The sequence below is a fragment of the Bacteroides sp. 4_1_36 genome, from assembly GCF_003466325.1.
In the GTDB taxonomy this organism is placed as follows: Bacteria; Bacteroidota; Bacteroidia; order Bacteroidales; family Bacteroidaceae; genus Bacteroides; species Bacteroides uniformis.
Window position 1 is genome coordinate 83537 of record NZ_QSOX01000015.1, and the last position, 25316, is coordinate 108852.

The following is a 25316-nucleotide window of genomic DNA, read 5'->3' on the forward strand; positions in this document are numbered from 1 at the left end:
ATTAAGGAGTTGGTTGCCTTAATCCCTAACCTCTAATCCTTAATCCCTATTTTTTTGTTTTCGCTTTGACTATTACCATCATACCGGCGGCAAGGCTACTGTTGTCTTCTTTAGACAAATCGGTAAAGTCGATGCGGACTGGGATGCGTTGTTGTATCTTCACGAAGTTACCGGCAGAATTATCCGTGGGCACTAGGGAATACTTGGAACCAGTGGCTCCGGAGATAGCAGTGATTTTCCCTTTGAACTCTTTGCCGCTGATGGCATCAACGGTAATGGCTACTTCTTGTCCCAAGTGCAGATTCTCAATTTGGGTTTCCTTGTAGTTGGCTATAATCCACTTTTGTGTGTCAGGCAGAATGTAGGTGATGGTTTGTCCAGCAGTAATGAATTGTCCTTCTTCAAGAGTACGCCGTCCCAATTTCCCATCACAAGGAGCTACTACTACGGTGTAGGAGAGGTTCAGCCGTGCCATTTCGAGTGCGGCTGTTGCCCGTTGTATGGCAGCTTCTGTATTTTCACGGCGATGTGACACTTCGTTCACACCCGACAAGGCAGCTTTCTGTTGCCGTTTCACAGCTTCCAACTTCTTGTGGGTAGCTGCATATTCGGTTTCTATCTGTTCCAATTGAATGGGGGTGGCAGCGTTTCTCTTCACCAAGTTCTGGTATCGCTGGCGGTCTTTCTCCAGCTTGGTAAGGCGGATTTCTATCTCTGCTATGGAGGCGTCGTAGACAGAGGCTGTAGTTTGCGTGGTTTGTAGTGTAGCACCAATGACTGTGGCGCCGGCTTGTGCATCCTTGAGTGCAGCTTCAGCTTCCATGACTCTGATTTTATATTCCCGGTCGTCCAATATAAGTAAGGTATCTCCTTTGTGTACTTCTTGGTGTTCTGTGAAACAAATTTTCTTGATATATCCTGATGCGCGCAGATTGACGGGAGATATGTATTGTTCAATCTGTGCATCATTACTGGTTTCCGTCCGTTTGTAGTTCAAAAAGAGGCAGGTCACTTGAATTATTCCCCAGATAAGGATAGCTATTCCTAATAGGCTGACAACGATTTGCCAACGGCGAAGCTTCTTCAATTTCCGTGCTTTCTCTTGATGGGTACTTGCGGTGTTATTGTTCTCTTTTGTTTCCATATCTTCTATATTATATTGTTTACTCATTATTATATATATATCCGTCCTTGAATACGGACTCTATTCATCTTCCTCTTTAAGGAATTGAGGGGCTCAACGTCTCCAGCTGTCCCGTCAGCTTCAGCAAAGTCAGATTGGTTATCCGGTAATTGTAGTGGGCACTGATATAGTTGTTTTGGGCTTCGCTCATCCGCATTTCGTCCTGCAATACTTCGGTCATTGAAGCGATTCCTTCCCGATAACGGTCCATAGTAACGGTATATACATCTTCAGCAAGTAGATAATTGTCTTTCTGCTTCTTAAAGTTACGCTGACTGTTCATCAGGTCATTGGTAGCATTCAGATATTGTGTCTGAAGATTCTTTCTGGTATTCTCTTGGGCGAGCTTGATGTTCTCTATGTCGATGGTTGCCTTACGCATCTTGTAGCGTTTGTCCAGTCCGTCGAAAATGGGAATGCGTAAGGAGAGGCCCACTCCATAGGAGCGATACCAATGGTTGGAAGGGCCGGAATGGAACCAATGGTAAGCTTTGTCTGTATAGGCGGAGAACATCCAGCTTCCCGTCAGGTTCAAGGAGGGGATGTAACCGTTGCTGATTATTGTTTTCTGTTGTTCAGCAAGTTGTTTTTGTGATTGCAATAGCTGGAGTTCATATAGTGTTTCGGATAGCCCGGTGAGTGCTGCGGGCGTAATCGTTTCTGTATTCACTGGTACCAGTGCTATTCTTTCTTCCGCCGGATAGTCGATAATGTATTTAAGTAGATTCAGTTGCTGTTCCATCATGGCTTGTGCGTTGTCGTGCTGCACCTTGAGGTTCTCCAAGTTGATGTTGACGCGTTTCACATCTACTTCCATAGCCATGCCGTTGTCATAGAAGGCTTGAGTGATATCTCTCAACTCTTCCAGGCGAGTGATGTTGGCTTTTATCAAAATAATCTGTTCAGCTGTAACCTGTCCTAAATAGTACATTTGACTAATTTGGAGGATGAGGTCTTCTCTTGCCTTTCCATAAGAAAGGCGATTCATCTCATCCATGGTTTTGGCTATGGATAGAGTGGTGTAGAGTGTCTGGTTATAAAGTGGTATCTGCAACTGTAATCCAAAGTTGGCGTTGTATTGCAAGGTTTGGGTTACATTGTAGGGATTGCCATACGCTGAACCGTCGGTAACGGAGACGGGTGGATCGATATTGTCGTTATAGTTGGCAAAACCATTGATTTGGGGCAGCAGTTTGGCTCGATTCTCAGAGATGCTGTATTTCCCTTTTTGTATTTCCTTCCGTTTGCTTTGCAAGGACAAGTTGTTTTCGATACCTATTTTGAGGCAGTCCTCCAAGGTTAGGGTATTTTGTGCTCTTGTACCTAGTGCAAGCAGACACAGAAAGGAAAATGTGAACAGTTGTCTTTTCATAATAGTCACTTGATATTTGCACACAAAGTTAGTGGCTTAAAATGCAAGAGGACTATCCATATATCAACTGTTTGTATTCATATTTTCCTTTTTACTATAATTTGAAAACAAACCATAGTAAAAAATGAGTATTAAAAACAAAAAAGACCGCCAAGAGTGGAAGCCTCCTAACAGTCTAAATCTTCTTTGTAGCGGGACCCGGGATTGAACCGGGGACCTCATGATTATGAATCATGCGCTCTAACCAGCTGAGCTATCCCGCCATCATTTCTCGATTGCGGGTGCAAAGATATAGCTTTTATTTAAATTGCCAAAACTTTTATGGATATTTTCTGCTTTTTCTTTTGCTGATAGGGTGCTGAAGTGGTTTGCAGTACTTTTTATTAAACGTCTTTGTATAACATTATCAATGAATTAGGGGTGTATGGAAAGGGAGGTATAAATAAATTTGATGATTTATTTTCTGTAATTAGAAAAAAGTATTTATCTTGGCTGGCGCAATAAAAAGCAGAATAGACTATGGAAAGAAAGAAAATACATTTGGAATATCTCTTGAATGCGACTTCTAAAAGTATTCTTTGGGCAGCGATAAGTACCCCTACTGGTTTGGAGGGCTGGTTTGCTGATAGGGTTCAGTCAGACGATAAAACAGTAACCTTTTTTTGGGGAAAAACAGAAAAACGTGATGCCGAGATTATTGCCGTGCGGGCGTATTCATTCATCCGCTTCCGCTGGCTGGACGATGAGAACGAGCGAGAATACTTTGAACTGAAGATGACAAACAATGAGTTGACCAATGATTTCGTATTGGAGATAACAGACTTTGCCGATATAGACGAGGTGGGTGATTCGCGTGAATTATGGGAATCGCAAGTGGATACTTTGCGAAGAACTTGTGGTTTTTAGTTAACTTTAGATTAAAAATTTCCCGTACTCCCTTTTTTGTACTACTTTTGTGCTCTCATTGCATGAAACGAGTAAAATGCTGCGCATAAAAAAGTTAGATATATTTGTTTTGAAGAGCTTTTGCATGCTCTTTATGGGTACTTTCTTCATCTGCCTCTTCATCTTTATGATGCAGTTTTTATGGAGGTATGTGGACGAAATGGTAGGAAAAGGATTGGAGATGACTGTCCTTGCACAGTTTTTCTTTTATTCTGCGCTTTCGTTGGTACCTGCGTCGTTGCCGCTGGCTATTCTGCTGGCTGCCCTTATCACCTTTGGAAATTTCGGAGAACGTTTTGAATTACTTGCCATGAAGGCAGCCGGTATTTCTTTATTGAAAATCATGCGGCCCCTGATTATCTTTATTTGTTTCATCTGTTGTGTCTCTTTCTATTTCCAAAATGTCATAGGACCAAAAGCCCAAACAAAATTATGGACTTTGCTTATTTCCATGAAGCAGAAATCTCCCGAAGTGGATATTCCTGAAGGTGTGTTCTACGATGAAATAGATGGTTATAATCTGTATGTGAAGCATAAGAACCGCAAAACTGGTATGCTGTATGACGTACTGATATATAATTTTGAGAAAGGTTTTGAGAATGCTCAAATTATCAAGTCTGATTCGGGACGTCTGGAGATGACGGCTGACAAACAGCATTTATATTTGCATTTATACAGTGGTGAGCAGTTTGAGAATTTGAAATCGCAGAACATGAACCAAAGGAATGTGCCTTACCGGCGTGAGACATTCCGCGAAAAGCATGCAATCATTGAGTTCAATTCGGATTTTAATATGGTGGATGCAGGTATCATGAGTAATCAGTCCAACAGTAAGGATATGAGAATGCTGCAGGCGGATATTGATTCCATGAAATTGCAGAATGACAGTGTGGGACGTGGTTATTATAAAGAAGCTATGGCAGGAACTTATAAGGTGACAGCCAGCTTGTCTAAAGAGGATACATTGAAGATTGAAAAGGCCTATTTAGGTGAGTACAATGTAGACAGCCTCTACAATGTGGCTACACTGATGCAGAAACAGAAGGTTATATCCACGGCCGTCAGCCGTGCAGAGAGTGCGGGGAGTGACTGGAGTTTTAAGAGCTTTAATATATCGCAGACTGAAAGCAGCCTTCGACGGCACATGACTTCCTGGCATGAGAAACTGACTCTTTCTCTGGCATGTCTCATCTTCTTCTTTATTGGTGCGCCACTCGGAGGAATTATCCGTAAAGGAGGCTTGGGAATGCCGGTGGTGGTTTCTGTATTGATTTTTATTATCTATTACATCATCAACAATACGGGGTATAAGATGGCCCGTGACGGACAGTGGGTTGTCTGGATGGGTATGTGGACCAGTACTGCTGTCTTGGCTCCATTGGGTGCGTTCTTGACATATAAATCCAACAATGATTCAGTGGTATTGAATGCTGATGCTTATATAAATTGGTTCAAGAAGGTTGTGGGTATTCGCAGTGTACGCCATCTGTTCCGTAAGGAAGTAATCATCCATGATCCTGATTATACACGTATTCCGGAAGAGCTGAAGGCTTTGTCCGTAGACTGTCGTGAATATGCTGATAGAAAGGGGTTGAAACGTGCTCCCAATTACTTTAAATTGTGGATGACTGATAGCCAGGATGAGGCAGTGGAAGATATTAACGAACGTTTGGAGAGTCTGATAGATGAGATGTCGAATACAAGATCCGTTACTTTGTTGACAGCGCTGAACACCTATCCGGTCATCCCCATCCATGCGCATGTCCGTCCGTTCCGCAATTATTGGTTAAACTTGCTCTGCGGTATTGTTTTCCCGATAGGCTTGTTCTTTTATTTCCGTATCTGGGCATTCCGTATCCGTCTGAATAAGGATATGGAGCGGATTATCAAGACAAATGAAGATGTGATTGGAATCATAGAAAGAGATCAGAATAAATAAAAACAAAATAGATTATGGAAAATGTAAAGTTGAATACGATAGAAGAGGCCATTGAAGACTTCAAAGCCGGTAACTTTGTGATTGTTGTGGATGATGAGGACCGTGAGAATGAGGGTGATTTGATAATTGCAGCTGAAAAGATTACACCGGAGAAAGTAAACTTTATGTTGAAGCATGCCCGTGGTGTACTTTGTGCTCCAATTACAGTTTCGCGTTGCAAGGAACTGGATTTGCCGCATCAGGTATCGGATAATACTTCTGTATTGGGTACTCCCTTTACGGTGACTATTGACAAGTTGGAAGGTTGCAGTACCGGGGTTTCTGCGGCAGACCGCGCTGCTACTATCCAGGCGTTGGCCGATCCGGCTTCTACTCCGGCCACTTTCGGGCGTCCTGGCCACATTAATCCATTGTATGCTCAGGAGAAAGGTGTGTTGCGCCGTGCCGGACATACGGAGGCTACTATTGATATGGCACGTTTGGCTGGACTTTATCCGGCGGGAGCCCTTATGGAAATAATGAATGAGGATGGTACAATGGCCCGTTTGCCCGAATTGCGCAGAATGGCAGATGAATTTGGCTTGAAATTGATTTCTATCCGTGACTTGATTGCCTACCGTTTGAAGCAGGAGTCTATTGTAGAAAAAGGAGTGGAAGTGGATATGCCTACAGACCACGGTCATTTCCGTTTGATTCCTTTCCGCCAGAAGTCGAACGGTTTGGAACATGTAGCTTTGTTCAAGGGTACTTGGGAATTGGATGAACCGATTCTGGTGCGTGTACATTCTTCTTGTGCCACTGGTGATATATTCAATTCCAAACGCTGTGATTGTGGCGAGCAGCTGCATAAGGCAATGGAGATGATAGAGAAAGCCGGTAAGGGGGTAGTTGTATATCTGAATCAGGAAGGTCGCGGCATTGGCCTGATGGAAAAAATGAAAGCATATAAATTGCAGGAAGAAGGCATGGATACTGTGGATGCTAATATTTGCCTGGGACATCTGGCAGACGAGCGTGATTATGGTGTGGGTGCCCAGATGCTTCGTGAGATAGGAGTGCACAAAATGCGGCTGATGACCAATAATCCCGTGAAACGTGTGGGCTTGGAGGCTTACGGTTTGGAAATAACGGAGAACGTAGCTATTGAGACTACTCCGAATCCATACAACGAGCGTTATCTCCGTACCAAGAAAGAACGTATGGGACATACACTTCATTTCAATAAGTAACTGTCTTTTTGTTTTCTTATATCAAAGAAAATCGCTTATTTTGCAACCGGATTTGCGTAACAATCATTAAATAGTAACAAAATGAACCAATTATCAGATCGTTTAAACAGTTTGTCGCCTTCTGCGACACTGGCTATGTCTCAAAAGAGCGCAGAGCTGAAGGCTCAAGGCGTAGACGTAATTAACCTGAGTGTGGGAGAACCGGACTTCAATACTCCCGACCACATTAAAGAGGCTGCGAAAAAGGCGATAGACGATAACTTTTCTCGCTATTCTCCAGTGCCGGGTTATCCTGCCTTACGTAATGCAATTGTAGAGAAGTTGAAGAAGGAAAACGGTCTGGAATATACCGCCGCACAAATTTCTTGCGCCAATGGTGCCAAGCAGTCGGTTTGCAATGCAATCCTGGTATTGGTAAATCCGGGTGACGAAGTAATTGTACCTGCTCCCTATTGGGTCAGTTATCCGGAAATGGTAAAGTTGGCTGAGGGTACGCCGGTTATCGTACCTGCCGGTATCGACCAGGACTTTAAGATAACACCTGCACAGCTGGAGGCTGCCATCACCCCGAAGACAAAGGCGCTGATTCTTTGCTCTCCCTCTAACCCTACGGGTTCGGTGTACAGCAAGGAGGAGTTGGCAGGCCTGGCCGCAGTATTGGCAAAGTATCCGCAGGTTGTTGTGATTGCCGATGAGATTTACGAACATATCAACTATATCGGCAAGCATCAGAGCATAGCACAATTCCCCGAAATGAAAGAGCGTACGGTCATTGTGAATGGTGTTTCCAAAGCATATGCAATGACTGGTTGGCGTATCGGTTTCATTGCAGGTCCGGAATGGCTTGTGAAGGCTTGCAATAAATTGCAGGGACAGTATACTTCCGGTCCTTGTTCTGTATCTCAGAAGGCTGCTGAGGCTGCTTATACGGGTACACAAGTTCCGGTGGAGGAAATGCGCAAGGCTTTCGAGCGTCGTCGTGATTTGATTGTAAAGTTGGCCAAGGAAGTTCCGGGTTTCGAGGTGAATGTACCGGAAGGTGCTTTCTATCTGTTCCCTAAATGCGATTCATTCTTCGGTAAATCTGCCGGAGAACGTAAAATCAATGATTCAGATGATTTGGCCATGTATCTGTTGGAAGTGGCTCATGTGGCTTGCGTAGGTGGTGCTTCTTTCGGAGCTCCCGAATGCATTCGTATGAGTTATGCAACCAGCGATGAAAATATAGTTGAAGCTATCCGTCGTATAAAAGAAGCACTGGCTAATCTGAAGTGATTCTAACTTCTTCTACAAACTTATTTTAGCAAGACATCTGTCATGCTGTCACGAACAGTTCGTTTCATCAAAGCGGACTGTTCGTTTTGTTATGACGAACACTTTGTTTTGTTATGACGAACACTTTGTTTCATTATAGCGAACACTCTGTTCCATACAGTATAAACACTTTGTTTTATATTATACGAACATTTTGTTTTCTACTATATGAACACTTTGTTTTATACTTATGGAACAAAGTGTTCTGTCTGTGAACTAACGTATTATCCGTATATAGAAAATAACAATGAGGGGGGTGAAGGTACTGAATCTCACGTGGGGGATATAAAAAAGCGCAGGCAGTTTATCTACCCACGCTTTTGTTTTTGATACTGGGATTGTATTATTCTCCCGGATGAATTGCTTCAGAAGGACAAACATCTGCACAAGTACCACACTCTGTGCAAGTCTCAGGGTCGATATGATAGATATCACCTTCAGAGATAGCGCCAACCGGACACTCGTCGATACAAGTTCCGCAAGCAATACAATCGTCACTAATTACGTAAGCCATTTTCTTTTAGATTTAAATTATTATTAGTACTAATTCGTTTGGCAAAAATAGTGGTTTTCTTTATTACTTGCTATCAATCTTGATTAAAAACGTATAATTTGTATGTCGTCTAAATAAGGAGTCGAGAAAGCGACACAGCATACCGCAGAGACTGAAAAATGTTCGTTTTTGAATTTCGTAAACGAATTGCTCTGATACTATTGGCTTTAGCTGGAGCTTAAGCCGATTTTCAACTTTTAAGAAAGAGTCGGATAGGTAAAAGTAATCACTGCGATTTCTCCTTCTTCGACATTCTCGGTTTGATAGGTACCTTTGAAATGTTCAAAGAACAACTGGTTGATTTTCTGTTGCACTGATACTTTTTGAGAGGCAAACCTGGAATCGGCTATAGGACTGTTCTCTATCCGGCATGCGATGATGTGTTTGTCCGGATGGTTGACCAAGAACATGCTGACTTTGCGCGTTTCTTTGCAGTCGTTCGGATAAAGCAGCATACTTGTCACTATTTGTGTAAGGCGGTTGACGTCGGTATGGATACGCACATCTCCCACCTCTACTTGTAGTTCCAGGAGGATACGGCCTTCACTACGCATTTGTATTAGACAACCTAGTTCGTTGCACCATTCTTTTACATTACAATCCTGCAATTGAAATTTCATCATATTCGCTTCCAGGCGTGAGAGGTCCAATACGTCGTTTACCAGTTGGATAAGCTCACCCGAATTGGTCTGGATAATACCGGAATACTCTTTTCGCTCTTCTTCATCCAGTTCGTTGTCGGTGGAAAGCAGTTGGGAGAAACCGACTACATTGTTCAGTGGAATACGGATATTATAACTCATATTGGCAAGGAAACGGCTTTTTACTTCGTTGGCTTCTTCGGCAATAATTGCCAATTTACGCATTTCCTTCTCATCTTGTTGCAGCCGCTTCCTGCTTCTATACATATGTAGGTTGAAAAGTAACAAGGCTATAATGATGATAATGGAAGTGACCAGACAGATACGGTGAAAAGTGGCTTGCCGCTGTTCTTTCTGGAAAAGCAGTTGGTCCATATTATATAGGCTTTGTATCTGTTCTATCTGTGAGGTGGAGAATACTGTATATAACGAATCTCTTGCCTTGGTTATTTGTTTATAGATAGGAAGTGCGTCGTCCGGAAACCCCATCTTTACTAGTATATCCGCTTTCTGAAGTCCATAAATCATGGCATTATCCAGTGAAATAGGGGTTACAAGTTCAATGGCGTCTTCTAAATAAACCAAAGCTTTGTCGTATTCTTTTGTCAGTTGGTAATATTCGGCATATGCTGCCAAACGTATCAACCGATAAGGAAGAAATGAAGATGTACTGAGATGCCGCTCTGCTTTCTGCAAATATTCCCATGCTTCCGCAGGACGTTGAAGGCGGGTATAGTAAAGGGCGTATTGTAAATCTATGAGCAGATACAAATTGGTATAGCCGTTTGTCAGTACGGTGGTGCCTTCTTCCTGCAATCTGTTTTTTGCATTGTTGAGTTCCTCCAGATACCGGAACATGTTGTCATTGTCATGCAGATATGAGTAAGCCAGTACCGCTTTTGTCAATAAATCAATCTGAGTGGCAAGGGAGGAATCCGGACTTGTCAGTTCAAAAGCCTTGTTTAGGTAGGTGATTCCTTCTTTGTAACGTAAGGTATTGAAATATCCAGTCATCAGGCATAGGCATGCTTCGCGCATACCGTCATGGTTGCCAAGACTTTGAGCCTTGTCGTACATGTCTTGTGCTTGTTTGAGGGCTAATTCAATCTTCTGGCTGATGACATAGAATTCTATCATCATCTTTTTGCCTCTGAAGTAATGACGGTAGTAGTTGTGCTCTTCAGACAACTGTTCGAGCCTCTTCAGCCATTGTTCTGCATGTTTTTGGTCCAGTAGGTTGTAGTAATAAATAATGTGCGCATATATGGCCGCACTCTGGTAAGGTATATTTTTCTGGGCGATGGCCTCTTCCAGTAATTTGTTCTCGTAATAGATGAATGTCGGTGACAGTTGGTCAAGCAGTGCTATCTGATATAGGGTTTCCAATCTGGTGGTATCGGCTGGGGAGGCAAGATATATACGTAGCAGGCTATCCTTGGCTTCTGTCCGTCGCACATCTGCGTGTGCGGACGGTAACAGCCAGCATAAGGCAATGAGCAATGTAAATATCTGTTTCATTTCTTATTCTCCTTTCTGCCTGTCTGGCTTATGGGGTGGGTGAAGCAGAAGCGTGAGCCTTCGGCATACTCTGAATCAATCCATATTTGTCCGCCGATATGCTCTATGATAAGTTGGCATATGGAGAGCCCCAACCCACTGCCTTGAGCATTCTCATTCAGCTTTTCAAAACGTTGGAAAATGTTGGCTTGCTTGTCTTTGGGAATGCCGCAACCGGTATCTGTTACGGTGAATAGTACGGTGTCGTCCGTTTCTTTTTCCAGCTTTAGGACAATGCTGCCTTGTGGGGTAAATTTGGTAGCATTTATCAGTAGGTTAATCAGGACTTGCTGCAGGCGTGAGTCGTCAGTCTCGATGGGCATTTCTTCCAGCTCGGTGGTGAATGTAAGTTCAGCTTGTGTCTGTTTCACTTTGTTCACGGTATCTATCACGTTTCTGCAGATGCTTACGGCATCATGTTGTGCAATACAGAATTGCAGTTTGCCGAATTCAAGACTCGATAGATCTATCACGTCGTTAATAAGCTTCAGCAATAGTTCTGAGTTCTGTTGGATAACTTCATTGCACTGACGGCGTGTCTCATCGTCCAGTCCCTCTTCCGTCAATAGGGATGAAAAGCCCGATAATGCATTGAGTGGGGTACGGATTTCATGGCTCATGTTCGAGAGGAACACGCTTTTTGCACGCATGGCATTTTCGGCATTTATCCGTGATGTTGCCAGTTTTTGGGTGGAGAGTTTCACCTTTTCCCGTTGCCTTTTGAGTAGGATGGCAAGTAGAACAAATAACGTTACTAATGCCATCGTTCCTACCAATATGCTGGTTATGATTTTATTGTATTCGTTATTGCTGGCCGTCTCTGCCTTATCTACCTGGTATTTTGCCTTTATCGTATTGATTTGCCGGATATAGCTTTGTGAAGCGAGTGTATCTATAGGAGGATACAATTCCTGGTAGATTCGGCAGGCTTCCATGGCCATGCCTTGTATTTTACAGAGATAGATTTTTTCCAGCGAAGTCCAGCGGTAATACGTGGAGCGCTTATTACCGGAGTATTCTGCTTGCAATTTGGAGTAGATGTCCAGAGCTTGTTTCCAGTATTGTTTGTCCCAATTTCCCATGGCTCTATAGTAGGCGGCAGTGGTATAATCCAAGTGAAACCGATAGAACTTCTCTGGGTGCAGTTGGTAAATGGAGTCCATTTTGTGGAGCCAGATGTTTGCTTCATCAAGATAGTCTTGTGAGAGGTGTCCATGGGAAATGGCAAAATTCGTCTTTTCGATGCAGAAAAAGAAGTCTGTCGGGTAGTCAGGCTCCTGATATAATATTTTCTCCAGCTCTTCCAGGATTTTTTCCGCTTCTTCCAGACGTCCTTTCCGTTGCAGAACGTTGGACATTTTTAAAAGAAGCTGTGCCCTATATGGATGCTGGTCTGAAATGTTGGATAGTTCAGTCAAAGCATCCTGGTATGATTCCAGGGCTTTATCCCCCATGTTGGCTATTGTATTATAGGCGTCTCCGATGGCTTGGTTGGCCACTACCATACCAAATTGGTAGTCTGTTGCTTTAGCTTCTTCGTACATAAGTTGTGCCCGGTTCGTCGCTAAGCTGATATCGCCGCGCAATGTATAGGCATTGGCCAATTGAAGTTGTAATAGAAAATACGTTGTTCTATCTTCATTTGATTGTTGGGTGGGAAGAAGTTGCTCGCTCCACGCAATGACACTGTCTATGGATATGGAGTCATCATAGAGAACTTGTCTTTTGACCAATGATTGCAGAATACTCTGCTTTTCTTGATTGGCTATTGTATGTGCTGATAAGACAGAAGTATACAGTATCTGCCCCAATAGCATCCATATAATCATTTTTGTTCTCAAATGTTTGTTTGCCTCTTTTGTTTATTATTGGCAAAAATAAATATAAATGAATAAATAAAAAATTAAATAGATGCTTTTTTTATCCTTTATACTCAATTTGTTAGCAACTTTATGCAGGCGATTGGAAGGGATTAATAGAGTTCCAAACCAAACTCTTCTTTTAGTTGTAATAGTGCACTGTTCTTTTGTGCCATCATTTGGAATTTTTCAACGCGTCCATAGGCACGTACCTTTTCAGTAGGAGCACTAATCCGGACAGTCATGGTGACTTTGCGGTTCTTTAGCCGGGTACGTAGGTAATTTTGCAGAGTGGGTATCATGCCGGTAAATTCCTTGGCAACGATTTCATTGTCTACCACAGCCTCAAAAGTTGTGTCATTTATTAAAGTGATGCGCATGTTCTGCATGCGCTTGGCAATGGCTACTTGCTCCTTGGGCATACGTCCGGCATACTCCTGCCAGTAATAGTTCAAATCCCTTTCATTGAAGATGTAGTCTTCTTCCGGTTGTGCTGCTTGGTGGGCGGCAGTAGGGTTAGATGAAGGGTTTCTTTGTTCCTCTTCTATATGGGGGCGTTTGATGGAGACCCCTAATCCGGACATTTTCATGACCGGAATTTTTTTCTCTTCTCTCCCTTGCGCCATTAATACGGCAGCAGGTGTGGCATGTGGAGTTGTTGCATTACTATGCTGCGTGGCAGCAGGTTGGGGAGTGCTGTTTGTCTGTACTGCCGGCTGTACGGTTTGTTGGGGCATGGCAGCAGTGGCCTGTGGCTGCTGAGCGGCGGCAGGCTGCGTGAATATGGGTTTTATAGCTTGTTTAGGGCTGCGCCCATTGGCACCGTCGTCCTCCTCGGCGGTCAGTTGTGCCACTTGTATCAGAGTGAGCTCTACCAGTAGCCGTTTGTTTTTACTGGCACGGTAGTTCAGGTCACAATCGTTGCAGAGCTTCATGGCACGGTAAAGAAAAGGGAGGGGGCATTGCTGTGCTTGTGCTTGGTAACGTTCGCGGATGCTTGCGCCCACTTCAAGCAACGGCAGTGTCGCCGGGTCTTTGCTGACAAGCAAGTCGCGCAGGTGGGATGAAAGTCCGGTGATGAAGTGGCTGCCGTCGAAGCCTTTGTTGAGCACATCATTCAGTAATAGCAACGCGTCACTGATTTTGTTCTCAAGAAAGAATCCGGTTAGTTTGAAGTAGTATTCATAGTCCAGCACATTGAGGTTTTCAATCACGCTCTTATAGGTGATGTGTCCTCCGGTGAAGCTTACCACCTGGTCGAAGATGGATAGTGCGTCGCGCATACCGCCGTCTGCTTTGAGGGCAATGACATTCAACGCTTCCGGTTCAGCAGTGATACCTTCTTTGGAGGCGACATATGCGAGGTGTGCTACGGTATCTTCCACACCAATCCGGCTGAAATCATATATTTGGCAGCGTGAAAGGATGGTGGGCAATATCTTGTGCTTCTCGGTAGTGGCAAGGATGAATATGGCATGGCGTGGAGGCTCTTCCAGTGTTTTCAGGAAAGCATTGAAAGCCGAGGCGGACAGCATATGTACCTCGTCAATGATATATACTTTGTATTTGCCTATCTGAGGTGGAATGCGTACCTGCTCCACCAATTGGCGGATGTCATCCACAGAGTTGTTTGAGGCGGCATCCAGCTCATGGATATTGTAGGAGCGCTGCTCATTGAAGGAAGTACAGGATTCACACTGGTTACATGCTTCACCGTCTGCTGTGGGGCTCATGCAATTGATTGTTTTAGCAAAGATACGGGCACAAGTTGTTTTTCCCACGCCTCTTGGACCGCAAAAAAGATAGGCATGCGCCAGTTTTCCGGTGGCAATGGCATTCTTCAAGGTAGTGGTCAGTGCACGTTGGCCTACTACGGACTCAAAGGTCGAGGGACGATATTTCCGTGCAGATACGATATAGTTTTCCATATTTGGGATATTCTTTGCTTTTTGTGCAAATGTACACAAAAAAAAGAAATCTTTCGGTTATTCCTCTTATCTTTGTGACGTGAAGTCATATGATGGACAAGCTCCATCATGAATGATAAATTGCTAAATAGTAGATAACGAGATGGATAAACTTGCTTCTCTTTGGTCTTTTGTCCGCAAGCATAAATATCTGATTACGCTTGCGTTGTTTGCTGTAATTATCGGGTTCCTGGATGAGAACAGTGTTGTACGCCGTTTGGGTTACGCCCGGGAAGAAAGCCGTCTGCGCGATGAAATAGAAAAGTACCGCAAGGAATACGAGGAGAATACCGAACGGCTCAATGAGCTTGCCGTCGACTCCGGTGCCATCGAACGGATTGCCCGTGAGAAGTATCTGATGAAAAAGCCCAATGAGGATATTTATGTATTTGAAGAAGATATAGAAGAATGAAACAACTGATACCCGCCCTTTTCGCAGTAGGGGCCGTGATGCTCTTGGCAGGAGCTGCCGTTTATATCACGGGCTGGCCTCTTTCACCTTATATATATACTATCGGCGCTACGATGGTTGCTTTGGCCCAAATTAATTCTCCGTCCAAATGTAAAAGTCCCACTGTCAAACGCCTGCGCCGACAGCAAATATTCGGTGCGCTTTTGCTGGTGCTTACGGGGGCATTCATGCTCTTTACAAGGGGCAATGAATGGATTGTGTCTCTGACGATAGCCGCCATTCTTGAGCTTTACACTTCGATACGTATTCCACAAGAAGAGGCGAAAGAAGGTTTAAGCTAAATCCGGAACATATATTCTGCATAAACAAGAGGGGCTGAACTCTTTTATAGAGCCAGCCCCTTTCTCATTTAGTTAATCTTCTGCGTTATCCGTCTATCTTTCTACCTTTTCTACTGTCAGAACTGCCGAAGAGACACCTGCCGTTACGTCAACTGTGAACCGGTAAGCGACACCGTTTTCCAGGCTTTTGCCTTCTACGAGGCCCAAGTTGCCGGCATCACGTCCGTTGGTACCGTCACCTATAAATACTAAGTCACTGGTGGTAGACAAGGCATCGTTTTTATATTCACCTCCCCAACCTTGCTGGTGGAAGAACTTGAAGTTGATGTCATCAGATTTGATTTGCTCTCCCGCTACTACTGTTACCTGATACTTCTTCGCTTCAATCTGTGACATGCAGAGACCTTTTTCTGTAGTCCAACCTACGGCATTGGTCGCTACGGAAGGTTTACCGATACCGTCACCGATAATCCAAAGGGCGCCGGTTCCGTCATCGTTCAGAGTGGCGGTGCTTGTTCCGTTCATTTTCAATACTTCCAGATAATTCAGGGCCAGGTTGGCAATGACGCGATAAGTTCCATCGATGGGCAGGAACTTCAGCGAACCGTCTTCATTCTTTTCGAAGAAGTCGGGGTCTATCCAATATTGGTCGAAGTTGGGAATGTCTGCAGTGATGTTGTCCCCTTGCTTCAGATTGAGGTCGATGCTGTAATGGTCATCATCCACCATCTCCATTTCAGAACCGTTCAGCAGTAGTTTCACGAAAGGAGCGGCTGCATAAGTCAACGTATTGAAGGAGATGGAATATTCTCCAGCTGACAGATTGGAGAAGGTAATTTCACTGGAGGTACCTTGTGTAATGGCACCGTTGCTCCATCCGAAGTTGATTTCATTCCCGTTGGCGCCTACTTTAGGAGCTTTGATGTAACCTTTCACTTTTTGTGCAAATTCACCGGTCACGCTATACTGATTGGCTGCGACTTTTTCCATGCGGTATTCTTGGTCTCCGGAAATCAGAGTTAGGTAGGGGAAGTCCGGACGACTCAGCGCCACGTCATAGCTTTTCTCTGTAATTGTGAAATTGATGTTCTGCAGAATGAACTTCAATGTAGCTGTTCCGTTGGGAATATTTGCCAGATAGGGAACATATATTTTCCCGGTATAGTCTTGACCGTTTACTTTTGTACGGATTATAGTCTCTGACACCATTTCGTCGCTGAAGTATAACCGCGCTTTTAACGTGGAAAGGGGTACATCTGCGTCCGATGCCTTGATTGTAAAAGGCAGACTGTCTCCGAACAAGGCTGAAGAAGGTTCTGCCTGAAAGTCCATTGTCGGGTTGCCGGGAACCGGATCGTCATCGCTGCAAGCATTCAGCATGGCTATGCCTGCCAATGCCATTAGATAGTATTTTAAGCTTTTCATTATAATCTTCTGTTTAAATTATTAGTTTTATTTTTTCCAACGGTAAGAAACGACTGCTTTGGCCGGAACTTCGTAGGAAAAGTAGTGTGTGCCGTCGCTTACGGTGATTCGCTTGGCATCTGCATTGTTGTTTGCCAATACGAATGCATAGGTACCGTCCGTATTCTCGAAGGCGGAGTAGGTGATTCCGTTGGCTGTGTAACCGGTCGTTCCGATACGTACAGCTCCCGGTTTCACGACTGAAGACATGTGCCCGATAAGGTAATAATGGGAATTACGGACAATTTTAGAATAGTTTGTATTGTCAATATCCACTGCACCGTAGCAGGTCTTGCAAGAACCATCTGAGGGGCTTACCGGTCCCAGGTCACTGTCTAACATCAGATTCCACACAATGGTGCCGCGGCACCAGTTGTTGGCTGTTCCCAATGCTATTTCTTCCATATCGTTAAGCAGGCGTGCTTCCAAATCGCGACCGGAGTTCCAAGTACCGATGGAGGTTTCCGTAAAAAGCAGTTCCTTGTTGGGATAGAGTTTGTGGATATTCAGCAACTCAGAACGGTTACCGCCATAATTATGGTAGGCAGCGCCCGCAATGTATTGTGAGGCTTCCGCATCATCATAAATCTTGGTAGGGTAACTTTTTTGGTCGGCCAGATTGTCGTAGTTGTAGTTATGGTCGAAAACATAAATCTTTGTAGTAACTCCGGCTTCTTTGAAGGCAGGGCCCAGGCCGGTCTTGATGAAGTCACGGGCTTCTTCCCATCCCATGAACAAGGATGCTGAGTTACCGTGGTTCAGCGGTTCGTTCTGCGGAGTCACAGCGTGGATTTTGATGCCTTCCTTTTCGAAAGCTTGTATCCATTTTACGAAATAGTCGCCATACGTTCTGTAATATTCGGGGTTCAAGTGTCCGCTGGTCCATGAGTCAAAGGGTACACGTTCCTCCAGGCTTTTCACTTTCATCCACTTCGGACATGTCCAGGGAGCGGCAATTATTTTGACGGCAGGATTGATTGCCAGAATTTCCTTCAATATAGGAATCACATATTTGGTGTCTTCCATCGGAAGGGCAAAGTGCTCAAGTCCCTTTTCGTCACAGCAAGTGAATTCACTGAATGAGAAGTCGGAACAACCGATGGCAATACGTACATAGCTGAAGCCGTAGCCTTCTTTGTCCGAGAATGTTTCAGTCAGAAACTTCGTGCGGTTCTCTTGTGTCATCTGCATCAGGTTGTAACCGGTAGAGCCGGTGATGGCTGCACCGAAACCGTCCATTTCCTGATAGCGGGTGGCAGGGTCGAGTGTCACGGTAGAAGGTGACATGTTGCTTCCGGTGCCGAAGGCCAGCCCGGACCTTGTCAAATCATAAGTACGACTGGTGTTCGTTACATAGAGGGTAACATCCTTTGCCTCTTCCGTGGGTTGGTCTGGCTTGGGTTCCGGTGTAGGGGTGATGTTACTGTCATTGTCATTGCCGCAGGCTGCCAGTATGGTGAAGCAGCCTAATGCGGTAGTGAATATATTTCTTAAATTCATATTCAATTGATTTTTATATTACTCATTAGTATTAATAGCCCGGGTTCTGTATCAGATTTTCGTTCTGGTCGATGGCTCCTTGGGGAATAGCCAGCAGATAGGAGTTCTCATTGAACAGATTTTCTTGTGCATGGCGGCCGCTGTCTTTGGCGTAAACGGCGTTCATCACTTCTTCTACCTTATTGAGGCGGCAAAGGTCGTACCAGCGCTGTCCTTCAAAGGCAAGCTCCATGCGGCGTTCGTCCATATAAGCTTGGAGCAATGCTTCTTTACTGCTGCGGGTGCTTTGTGGAAGTTTGCCCAGTCCGGCGCGGTTGCGGATGCGGTCGATGATGTCGGCTGCACCGTTCAGGTCGGGAGCCTCTCCCATAATTTTTGCTTCGGCTTTGAGGAGCAGGATATCGGCATATCGCAGATAGATAATGCTGTTGAACGCAGAGCGGCATTTGTACATGAAGGCATAATGGTCTGCCGGATAATAGTTGCTCCATCCGCAGTCATACCATACAACAGATTCATTGTAACGTTTCGTGTCTCCTTGCTCTTCATAGAGGCGGATAAGGTCACGGGAAGGGGTAATCCATTTGGCCCAGGTGAAACTTTCATCCCAGTTGCTCAAGTTACGGCCGAACATCCAAGTACACCAGTTGCCGGAGCCGGGAGGAAAGTGGGCTTCGAGAATTGCCTCCTTGGTATTGCGTACCCGGCAGTCTTTTTTTTCCGTATCATACGCCCAAAGGTCGCTGAAGTCTTCCACGAGGTCGAAGCCGTCGGCAGCAAGTTCATCGGCATATTTGATAACCTTTGCATAATCGCGCAGAGGTTTTTCTGCATAGACCTTGGCAAGCATGGCACGTGCCACCGATTTGGTAAGTATGCTCTTGTCTGATGTGTCGTTTGTCGGTGTGTTGGGGTTTTCCACTGCTTCAGTCAGGTCTTTCTCTATTTGGGCGTAAGCCTCTTCAGCCGTATTCTGTGGAGGAAAATAGGTCGGGTACATTTCTTCTACGTTGTCTTCGGTAATGTCACCGCCCACGGTAGTGATGACCGGGAAGTTACCCCATAAGCGTACCATATCGAACATGACCATGGCACGGAATATCTTGGCTTGTGACTGATACTTGCCGCGTTCACTTTCACTGAGTGCCTTGAGCTGGTCACAGCCCACGATGATGCGGTTGGCAACGGCAATGTCGCCTAAGAAACGGTCCCAGTCACGTTTTAGTACAGAATTAGAGCCTTCAATGGAGTTGGTTTCGTAAGGCACCACTTCGGCCCCCGTTGTTCCGGCGTAGGCATTATCGGAATGAGCGTCACCGATAAGCAGTTTGTCGACATACCAGTGCTCCTGCTGGTCACGAAATTTTTTGTGAAGGGTTACCATTGAAGTTTCCACGTCTTGCACACTGTTGAAAATAGGCTTTTCATCAGTTTTGTTCACTCCTTCCGTTACATCCGAGTAGGTGTCTACCGGATTATAGTCCAAGTCACATGAGGTTGCGGTCATTGCCAACAATACACCGCAAGCTATACTTTTATATATATATATATGGTTTAGTTTCATAAGTTATTTCTTCCTTTTTTAGAATTCAACATTGATACCGAAAACGAATGATTTGCTCTGCGGGTAAGTTCCATAGTCGATGCCCTGTACAGAACCGCTGTTGCCATATTGGTTCACTTCAGGATCCATACCTGAATAGCTGGTCCAGGTCAGCAAATTGCTGGCGGTAAAATAGGGCTGTACGCGGCTGATACCCCATTTCTTGAACTGGCGGCAACGGATGTTGTAAGAGAGTGAAATGTCTTTGACACGCAGGTAGCTGCCGTCTTCTACAAAGTAAGTGGAGTTCTTGATGTTGAAGTTGGCTTTCGGGACATTCGTAATCTGTCCGGGAATTCTCCAGCGTTTCAATACTTCCGTTGACTGGTTTTTGCCGTCGTACATGCCTTCGGTTTCCATACGGGACACATTGAAGATGTCGTTTCCGTAGCTTCCCTGGATGAAGATGCTCAGGCTGAGGTCTTTCCATGTAAAGGTGTTTGTCAATCCGTAGATGAAGTCGGGATTCGGGTCGCCGATATAGGTACGGTCGGAAGTGGAAATCTTGCCGTCTTCGTTAAGGTCGCGATAAATCAGGTTACCGGTTTCGGGGTCTACACCGTCGCTGATGTAGCCGTAGAAACCACCCAAAGGACGTCCGGGCTCATTGCGTACGATATTTTCTTTCACCACCTCGGCGCTGCTTGCTGCTGTATAGATTTTCTGCAATGACAGCTTGGTCAGCTTGTTCTTATTGAAAGAAATGTTGAAGTCTGTATCCCAAGAAAACTCGCCGGTCAGGTTATGGGAGTTGATGGCGAACTCGAATCCCTTGTTGGTCATCTCGCCTTCGTTACGGGTGATGCTGGTGGTTGCTGCCGCACCAGCAGGCAGACTTACATTCATCAACATGTCTGTAGTTTTCTTGTAATAGTAGTCCATGCTGAAGGTCAGTCTGTTGTTCAGTACAGTCAGGTCAAGACCGATGTTCGTCTGGTTGGTAGTTTCCCATTTCAGGTCACTTGTTCTCAGGTTGGCCTGGCTGATACCGGGAACTGCATGGTCGTTACCTTCTTCAAACCAGGGTATGCGGTTGATGTTGTAACGTTGCAGATACGAGTAATCGCCTATACCGCTTTGGTTACCGGTCTGGCCCCAGCCACCGCGGAGCTTCAAGTCATCAATCCAAGCGATGTCTTTCATGAACTTTTCCGACGAAATGCGCCATGCAGCCGAGAAGGAGGGGAAAATACCCCAGCGATGGTCGGGATGCAGCTTGGATGAACCGTCGGCACGCATGTTCATGGTAAGCATGTACTTGCTGTCATAGTTGTAGGACACACGGGCGAAATAGGAAGAGATGGCCCACTGTGAAGCTCCTGTTCCGGTACCGTCCCATGAAATTTTATTGGCAGCGTTCAGGGTTTGTATTTTATCGTCCCGGAAATGTGAGCCGTTTATCCAGCTGTTGGTATAGTCCGATTTGGTATAGGAAGAACCTGCCATTACGTCGATGCCGTGCTTCTTGATATTGGTATTGTAAGTCAATATATTATCGAAAACCAACACGGTATTCATATTCCGGTTGTCAGAGGCTGTACCGAAGCTGTTGCGTCCGTCGGTGGTCGATATTGGATCGAGGAATGTGGTGCTTACACCGTTACGGCGGTCCAGGGCTACAGATGATTTCAACTTTAGGTTGGGCAGGAAGCTGATGGTAGCGGCTCCGGATGCGATGAGGCGGTTTTCCTTGTTCTTGTTGTTTTTCTGGCGGGCCAGGTTTTCCATCGGGTTCATGATGTTCACTCCATAGAAGTTCTTATTGTATTGATTCGGTTTTTCAGGATCCCAAATAGGAGCATAGGTCGGAGTGTTGATGACCGAGAGGACTACACCACCACGGTTGGCACCCGTACCGGAGATGATGCCGGTGTTTCCGATGTTGTCGGAGTAGGAGATATTGGCACTTACATTCAGCCAGCTGCGTATTTGGTTGTCGATATTGGCGCGGAAGCTATACCGCTTGAAGTATGTTCCTTCCAAAATACCTTTTTCATCCAGATAACCGGCAGAGAGGAAGTATTTCATCTTTTCATTTCCGTTTGATACGGACACTTGGTAATTCTGGGTTTGTCCGGTCTTGTAAACCTCGTCAAACCAGTCTGTCTGGTCGGTCAGCCCTTCAAGAGCAGTTGGATTTACAGCCCCGATTTCTTCTTGCAATTCGCGGTACTGTTCTGTATTCAGTGCTTCCATGCTCTTGCCTACTTTTGTCATGCCATATTGTACGTTCAATGCTACTTTGGCGTTGCCTGCCGAGCCGCTCTTGGTAGTAATCAATACCACACCGTTGGCTGCGCGCGAACCGTAGATGGCTGCTGATGAGGCATCCTTCAGAATAGAGAGGTTTTCAATGTCGTTGGGAGAGAGAAAGTTAATGTTATCCACGGGTACACCATCCACTACGTAGAGCGGGTCGTTGCTACCGTTGAACGAGGTAGTACCACGTACGCGGATACTCATACCTCCGCCCGGTTCGCCGCTGGGTTGCATAACCGACACACCGGCTGCTTTACCTTGTAGGGCTTGGGCTGCCGATACAATGGGGCGTTGGTCCAAATCCTTTGTAGAAACCGTAGATACGGCAGTGGTTACGTCTTTACGCTTCACACTTCCATAACCGATAACTACCACTTCGTCCAGCAGTTCGTTGTCTTCCTGCAATGTGATATTCATGTTGGTGGCTGCTTTTACCTCTATCGTTTTGTAGCCGATGAAGGATATTACCAGTGTGGCATTCTGTCCTACACTCAGGGAAAACTCCCCATCCAGATTGGTAACAACACCGTTGGTTGTTCCCTTTTCCAATACAGATGCACCAATGACCTCCAGGCCTGCGGCATCTACTACTTTACCCGTAGCTGTCAATCGTTGGGCAAATGCATTTGTTGACATTAGCAGTACGAGTAATGTCAGAAGGAGCTTGTAACTCCGCGTAAGAAGATTTCTTGTAATCATTCTCATAGTACTTTAATTAAAAGATTTAATTTATTTTAGAAAAGTATGTTCTAATAGAGATTGGATGTTTTCCATAGTACACTTTTCTTTCTCTGTTGCAAAGATAGTGGACAACCTTATTCGTCCGATAGGCGGGTAATGTGTAGAAGTAAGTCGGAGTAAAATGTAAATGTCATATATATAGCGAGTTATATTCTTGCTGATTGCTGTATAAAGTAAAGGTCAGCTACTATGGAAGGAGGTCTGTATATGCTGTTTTATCGCTGTAAATGGTCGAAATACCTCTTAACTTTCATGTACTTTTTAGGGTAGAAGTAGCTTATGTTTAGATAGATTAATTTATCTTTGTGCTCTCAGCTTTATATAAATAATAGAAATGAAAAGAAAAATCATAGCTTTACTATTTTTACTGATGGGGTGTACCTTTCTGAATGCGGCACCTTACAGTGAAAAGATAAAAGAACTGCTGGTGCGCCTTGACTCTCTGATTGCGCAAAAAAACACGTTTGCTATGCTTAAAGAGGCGAAGATTGCCCAGTTGCACAAGCTGCAAAAGGATGTGCGTACTTTGGAAGAGAGATATTGGCTGAATAAAAATCTTTATGATGAGTATTGCGTCTATAACGCCGATTCTGCAATGAATTATGTGGTAGACAATTTGGATATAGTTTATAAGCAGAATGATAAATACCGGCAGATGGAGTGGAAGATAAAAAAGTCTTTTCTGTTGGCTGCCACCGGTTTGTTGAAAGAAGCTCAGGATGAATTGCGCGGAGTTTCAGGCGGTTCGCTCCCCAAAGAATTGTTAGTGGACTATTACGGGCAAATGCTGTACCTGTATTCGCATTTCAATCAGTATACCGGTAGTGAAATGGGTACTTTGCATGAACATTATGCACAGTTGGAGCGTGTTTACAAGGACTCTTTGAATATGGTTCTTACCCCTGAAGACCCCTTGTTCTTGTGGTATAAAGGGCAGGTAGTACAAGGTACGGACAGTATGTATGTTTTTAAGGAACGTTTGCAGAAGGGAATTCTTAATTCTGCATTCGACACTCGGCGCGATGCCATGAATGCTTACGTGCTGGCCTGTTTTTATCGCGAGTCCGATGAGCAGGAAAATTATCTGACTTACCTGATATATTCTGCTATGGCCGATGTACGTATCTCCAATAAAGATATTGCTTCGTTGGAAGAGCTGGCGGGGGTACTTTTTAGTTTGGGTGATATTGACCATGCCTATGTCTACATGAGTTACTGCTTACAGAATGCCTTGGCATATCGGAACCGGGTGAGGGTAGTGGGCATCTCTGCGGTGCAGGACACCATTCATCAGATCTATCAGGAACGTAATCAGAAGCAAGAAGCGCGGTTGCGCATGTACTTGGTACTGGTCAGTGTCTTGTCCTTGATATCCTTGTTTGCCTTCCTATATATATACAAGCAGATGAAGCGGTTGAAGCAGTCGCGCCAACAGCTGAATGAGGCAAACAACCGCTTGAATAAGCATGTGGAAGAGCTTTCGAAAATGCACGGACAAGTGGCAGAAACGAATGTACAGCTTACTTCTTTGAATGAACAGTTGAGGGATACCAATAATCAGCTTCGTGAATCCAACTATGTGAAGGAGGAATACATAGGTTATGTCTTTTCCATTTGTTCCAATTATATCAGTAAGCTGGATGAGTATCGGAAAAATATCAATCGTAAGCTTAAGGCAAACCAGTTGGAGGATGTGAAAGCATTAACCGATACTCATTCTATGGCACAGAATGAGTTGAAAGAGTTCTATCATAACTTTGATGCTATCTTCTTGCACATTTATCCGGATTTTGTAAGTGACTTCAATGCCTTGCTCCATCCTGACGAGCAGATTGTGCTAAAAGATGGTGAGTTACTGAATACGGAATTGCGCATTTATGCTTTGGTGCGTTTAGGTATCACTGATAGTGTGAAGATTGCCGAATTCTTGCATTATTCACCTCAGACCGTTTATAATAATCGTTTGAAAACACGTAATAAGGCTATCATTCCTCGGGAAGAGTTTGCTGCCGTTGTGCGTTCTTTGGGTAGGGCACAGAAGTGGATTTGATAAAGGCTTCTACTGATTGTCGCTGTATGATGCGTAGATGACACCTAAGAGTTAGGAAAAAAACTGCGATGTACTACCTTGTTTTTCTCTAAAAACTAATCTTTCCACAGCAATGTTCTTTTCTTACCACAGCTGTGGAAAGAAAGAAACACGGGTGTGGTAAGAAAGAAACATGTCTGTAGTGAGAAAAGTTGTTCAGTAGTTCTCGTTTAGTATCCGGGCTTTCCGGATGTAGCCTTTCGCAGGTTTATTGTCAGTTCTCTTTGGGCTCCTCAAGCGTGGTGCCGGCCGTTCTGTGGTCTATGTCAAGGGGTGAACTTATTATATTCCGATGCGCGCGCGTATATATATAATGTGTCCCCTTCCTTCCTGCCTTTCTTTCCCTTT

At 44.7% G+C, this 25316-nt stretch carries 17 protein-coding genes and 1 tRNA gene; 7 read left to right on the plus strand and 11 right to left on the minus strand.

Annotated elements, in window-relative coordinates:
• Window positions 1–46: 46 nt before the first annotated feature.
• From DXD65_RS14380 to DXD65_RS14390, 3 genes are all read right to left on the minus strand, one after another.
• On the minus strand, window positions 47–1144 hold the full coding sequence (locus tag DXD65_RS14380; protein WP_035449880.1) for an HlyD family secretion protein: 1098 nt from the start codon (window positions 1142–1144) through the stop codon (window positions 47–49).
• Between the two features lie 76 nt (window positions 1145–1220).
• Window positions 1221–2555, minus strand: coding sequence for a TolC family protein (locus DXD65_RS14385; protein WP_035449691.1), 1335 nt, complete (start codon window positions 2553–2555; stop codon window positions 1221–1223).
• Between the two features lie 189 nt (window positions 2556–2744).
• Window positions 2745–2818, minus strand: a tRNA-Met gene (locus DXD65_RS14390).
• A gap of 256 nt (window positions 2819–3074) precedes the next feature.
• Here DXD65_RS14390 and DXD65_RS14395 point away from each other — a divergent pair.
• From DXD65_RS14395 to DXD65_RS14410, 4 genes are all read left to right on the plus strand, one after another.
• Window positions 3075–3461, plus strand: coding sequence for an START-like domain-containing protein (locus tag DXD65_RS14395; RefSeq protein WP_005824726.1), 387 nt, complete (start codon window positions 3075–3077; stop codon window positions 3459–3461).
• Window positions 3462–3537: 76 nt separating this feature from the next.
• A complete protein-coding gene (locus tag DXD65_RS14400; RefSeq protein ID WP_005824727.1) occupies window positions 3538–5439 on the plus strand; it encodes an LptF/LptG family permease in 1902 nt (633 codons plus the stop codon).
• 14 nt (window positions 5440–5453) lie between these two features.
• Window positions 5454–6668, plus strand: coding sequence for a bifunctional 3,4-dihydroxy-2-butanone-4-phosphate synthase/GTP cyclohydrolase II (locus DXD65_RS14405; protein WP_008662946.1), 1215 nt, complete (start codon window positions 5454–5456; stop codon window positions 6666–6668).
• Between the two features lie 81 nt (window positions 6669–6749).
• Window positions 6750–7943, plus strand: a complete 1194-nt coding sequence (locus DXD65_RS14410) for a pyridoxal phosphate-dependent aminotransferase (protein ID WP_005834870.1) — start codon at window positions 6750–6752, stop codon at window positions 7941–7943.
• 382 nt (window positions 7944–8325) lie between these two features.
• Here the strand turns inward: DXD65_RS14410 and DXD65_RS14415 are convergent, their stop codons facing one another.
• From DXD65_RS14415 to DXD65_RS14430, 4 genes are all read right to left on the minus strand, one after another.
• A complete protein-coding gene (locus DXD65_RS14415) occupies window positions 8326–8496 on the minus strand; it encodes a DUF362 domain-containing protein (RefSeq protein ID WP_005834872.1) in 171 nt (56 codons plus the stop codon).
• 236 nt (window positions 8497–8732) lie between these two features.
• The gene (locus tag DXD65_RS14420; protein WP_005824732.1) at window positions 8733–10694 is read right to left on the minus strand and encodes a sensor histidine kinase; all 1962 of its coding nucleotides are present in this window, start codon (window positions 10692–10694) and stop codon (window positions 8733–8735) included.
• Window positions 10691–12562 carry a sensor histidine kinase gene (locus tag DXD65_RS14425; protein WP_005824733.1) on the minus strand — a complete coding sequence of 624 codons (1872 nt, stop codon included), beginning with the start codon at window positions 12560–12562 and terminating at the stop codon, window positions 10691–10693. The genes DXD65_RS14420 and DXD65_RS14425 overlap by 4 nt, the downstream gene beginning before the upstream one ends.
• A gap of 143 nt (window positions 12563–12705) precedes the next feature.
• On the minus strand, window positions 12706–14520 hold the full coding sequence (locus tag DXD65_RS14430) for a DNA polymerase III subunit gamma/tau (RefSeq protein WP_008662950.1): 1815 nt from the start codon (window positions 14518–14520) through the stop codon (window positions 12706–12708).
• 142 nt (window positions 14521–14662) lie between these two features.
• On the opposite strand from DXD65_RS14430, the gene DXD65_RS14435 reads away from it, so the two are divergent.
• A complete protein-coding gene (locus DXD65_RS14435; protein WP_005824736.1) occupies window positions 14663–14971 on the plus strand; it encodes an FtsB family cell division protein in 309 nt (102 codons plus the stop codon).
• A complete protein-coding gene (locus DXD65_RS14440) occupies window positions 14968–15312 on the plus strand; it encodes a hypothetical protein (RefSeq protein WP_005834878.1) in 345 nt (114 codons plus the stop codon). Before DXD65_RS14435 ends, DXD65_RS14440 begins: the two co-directional genes overlap by 4 nt.
• Before the next feature lie 93 nt (window positions 15313–15405).
• Here DXD65_RS14440 and DXD65_RS14445 read toward each other — a convergent pair whose 3' ends face one another.
• From DXD65_RS14445 to DXD65_RS14460, 4 genes are read right to left on the minus strand one after another with little or no spacing between them, the layout of a single operon-like run.
• Complete coding sequence (locus tag DXD65_RS14445; protein WP_005834880.1) at window positions 15406–16737, minus strand: DUF5125 domain-containing protein; 1332 nt, start codon at window positions 16735–16737, stop codon at window positions 15406–15408.
• Window positions 16738–16764: 27 nt separating this feature from the next.
• Window positions 16765–18276: a glycoside hydrolase family 30 protein gene (locus DXD65_RS14450; protein WP_117887751.1), complete on the minus strand. Its 1512-nt coding sequence runs from the start codon at window positions 18274–18276 to the stop codon at window positions 16765–16767.
• Window positions 18277–18307: 31 nt separating this feature from the next.
• Entirely contained in the window at window positions 18308–19840 is a 1533-nt protein-coding gene (locus DXD65_RS14455; protein WP_117887752.1) for a RagB/SusD family nutrient uptake outer membrane protein, read from the minus strand.
• A gap of 18 nt (window positions 19841–19858) precedes the next feature.
• A complete protein-coding gene (locus DXD65_RS14460; protein WP_369872094.1) occupies window positions 19859–22774 on the minus strand; it encodes a SusC/RagA family TonB-linked outer membrane protein in 2916 nt (971 codons plus the stop codon).
• A gap of 439 nt (window positions 22775–23213) precedes the next feature.
• Between DXD65_RS14460 and DXD65_RS14465 the strand changes: the two genes are divergently transcribed.
• Window positions 23214–24929 (plus strand): DUF6377 domain-containing protein, encoded by a 1716-nt coding sequence (locus DXD65_RS14465; protein WP_057258903.1) that lies wholly within the window; start codon window positions 23214–23216, stop codon window positions 24927–24929.
• Window positions 24930–25316: the final 387 nt, after the last annotated feature.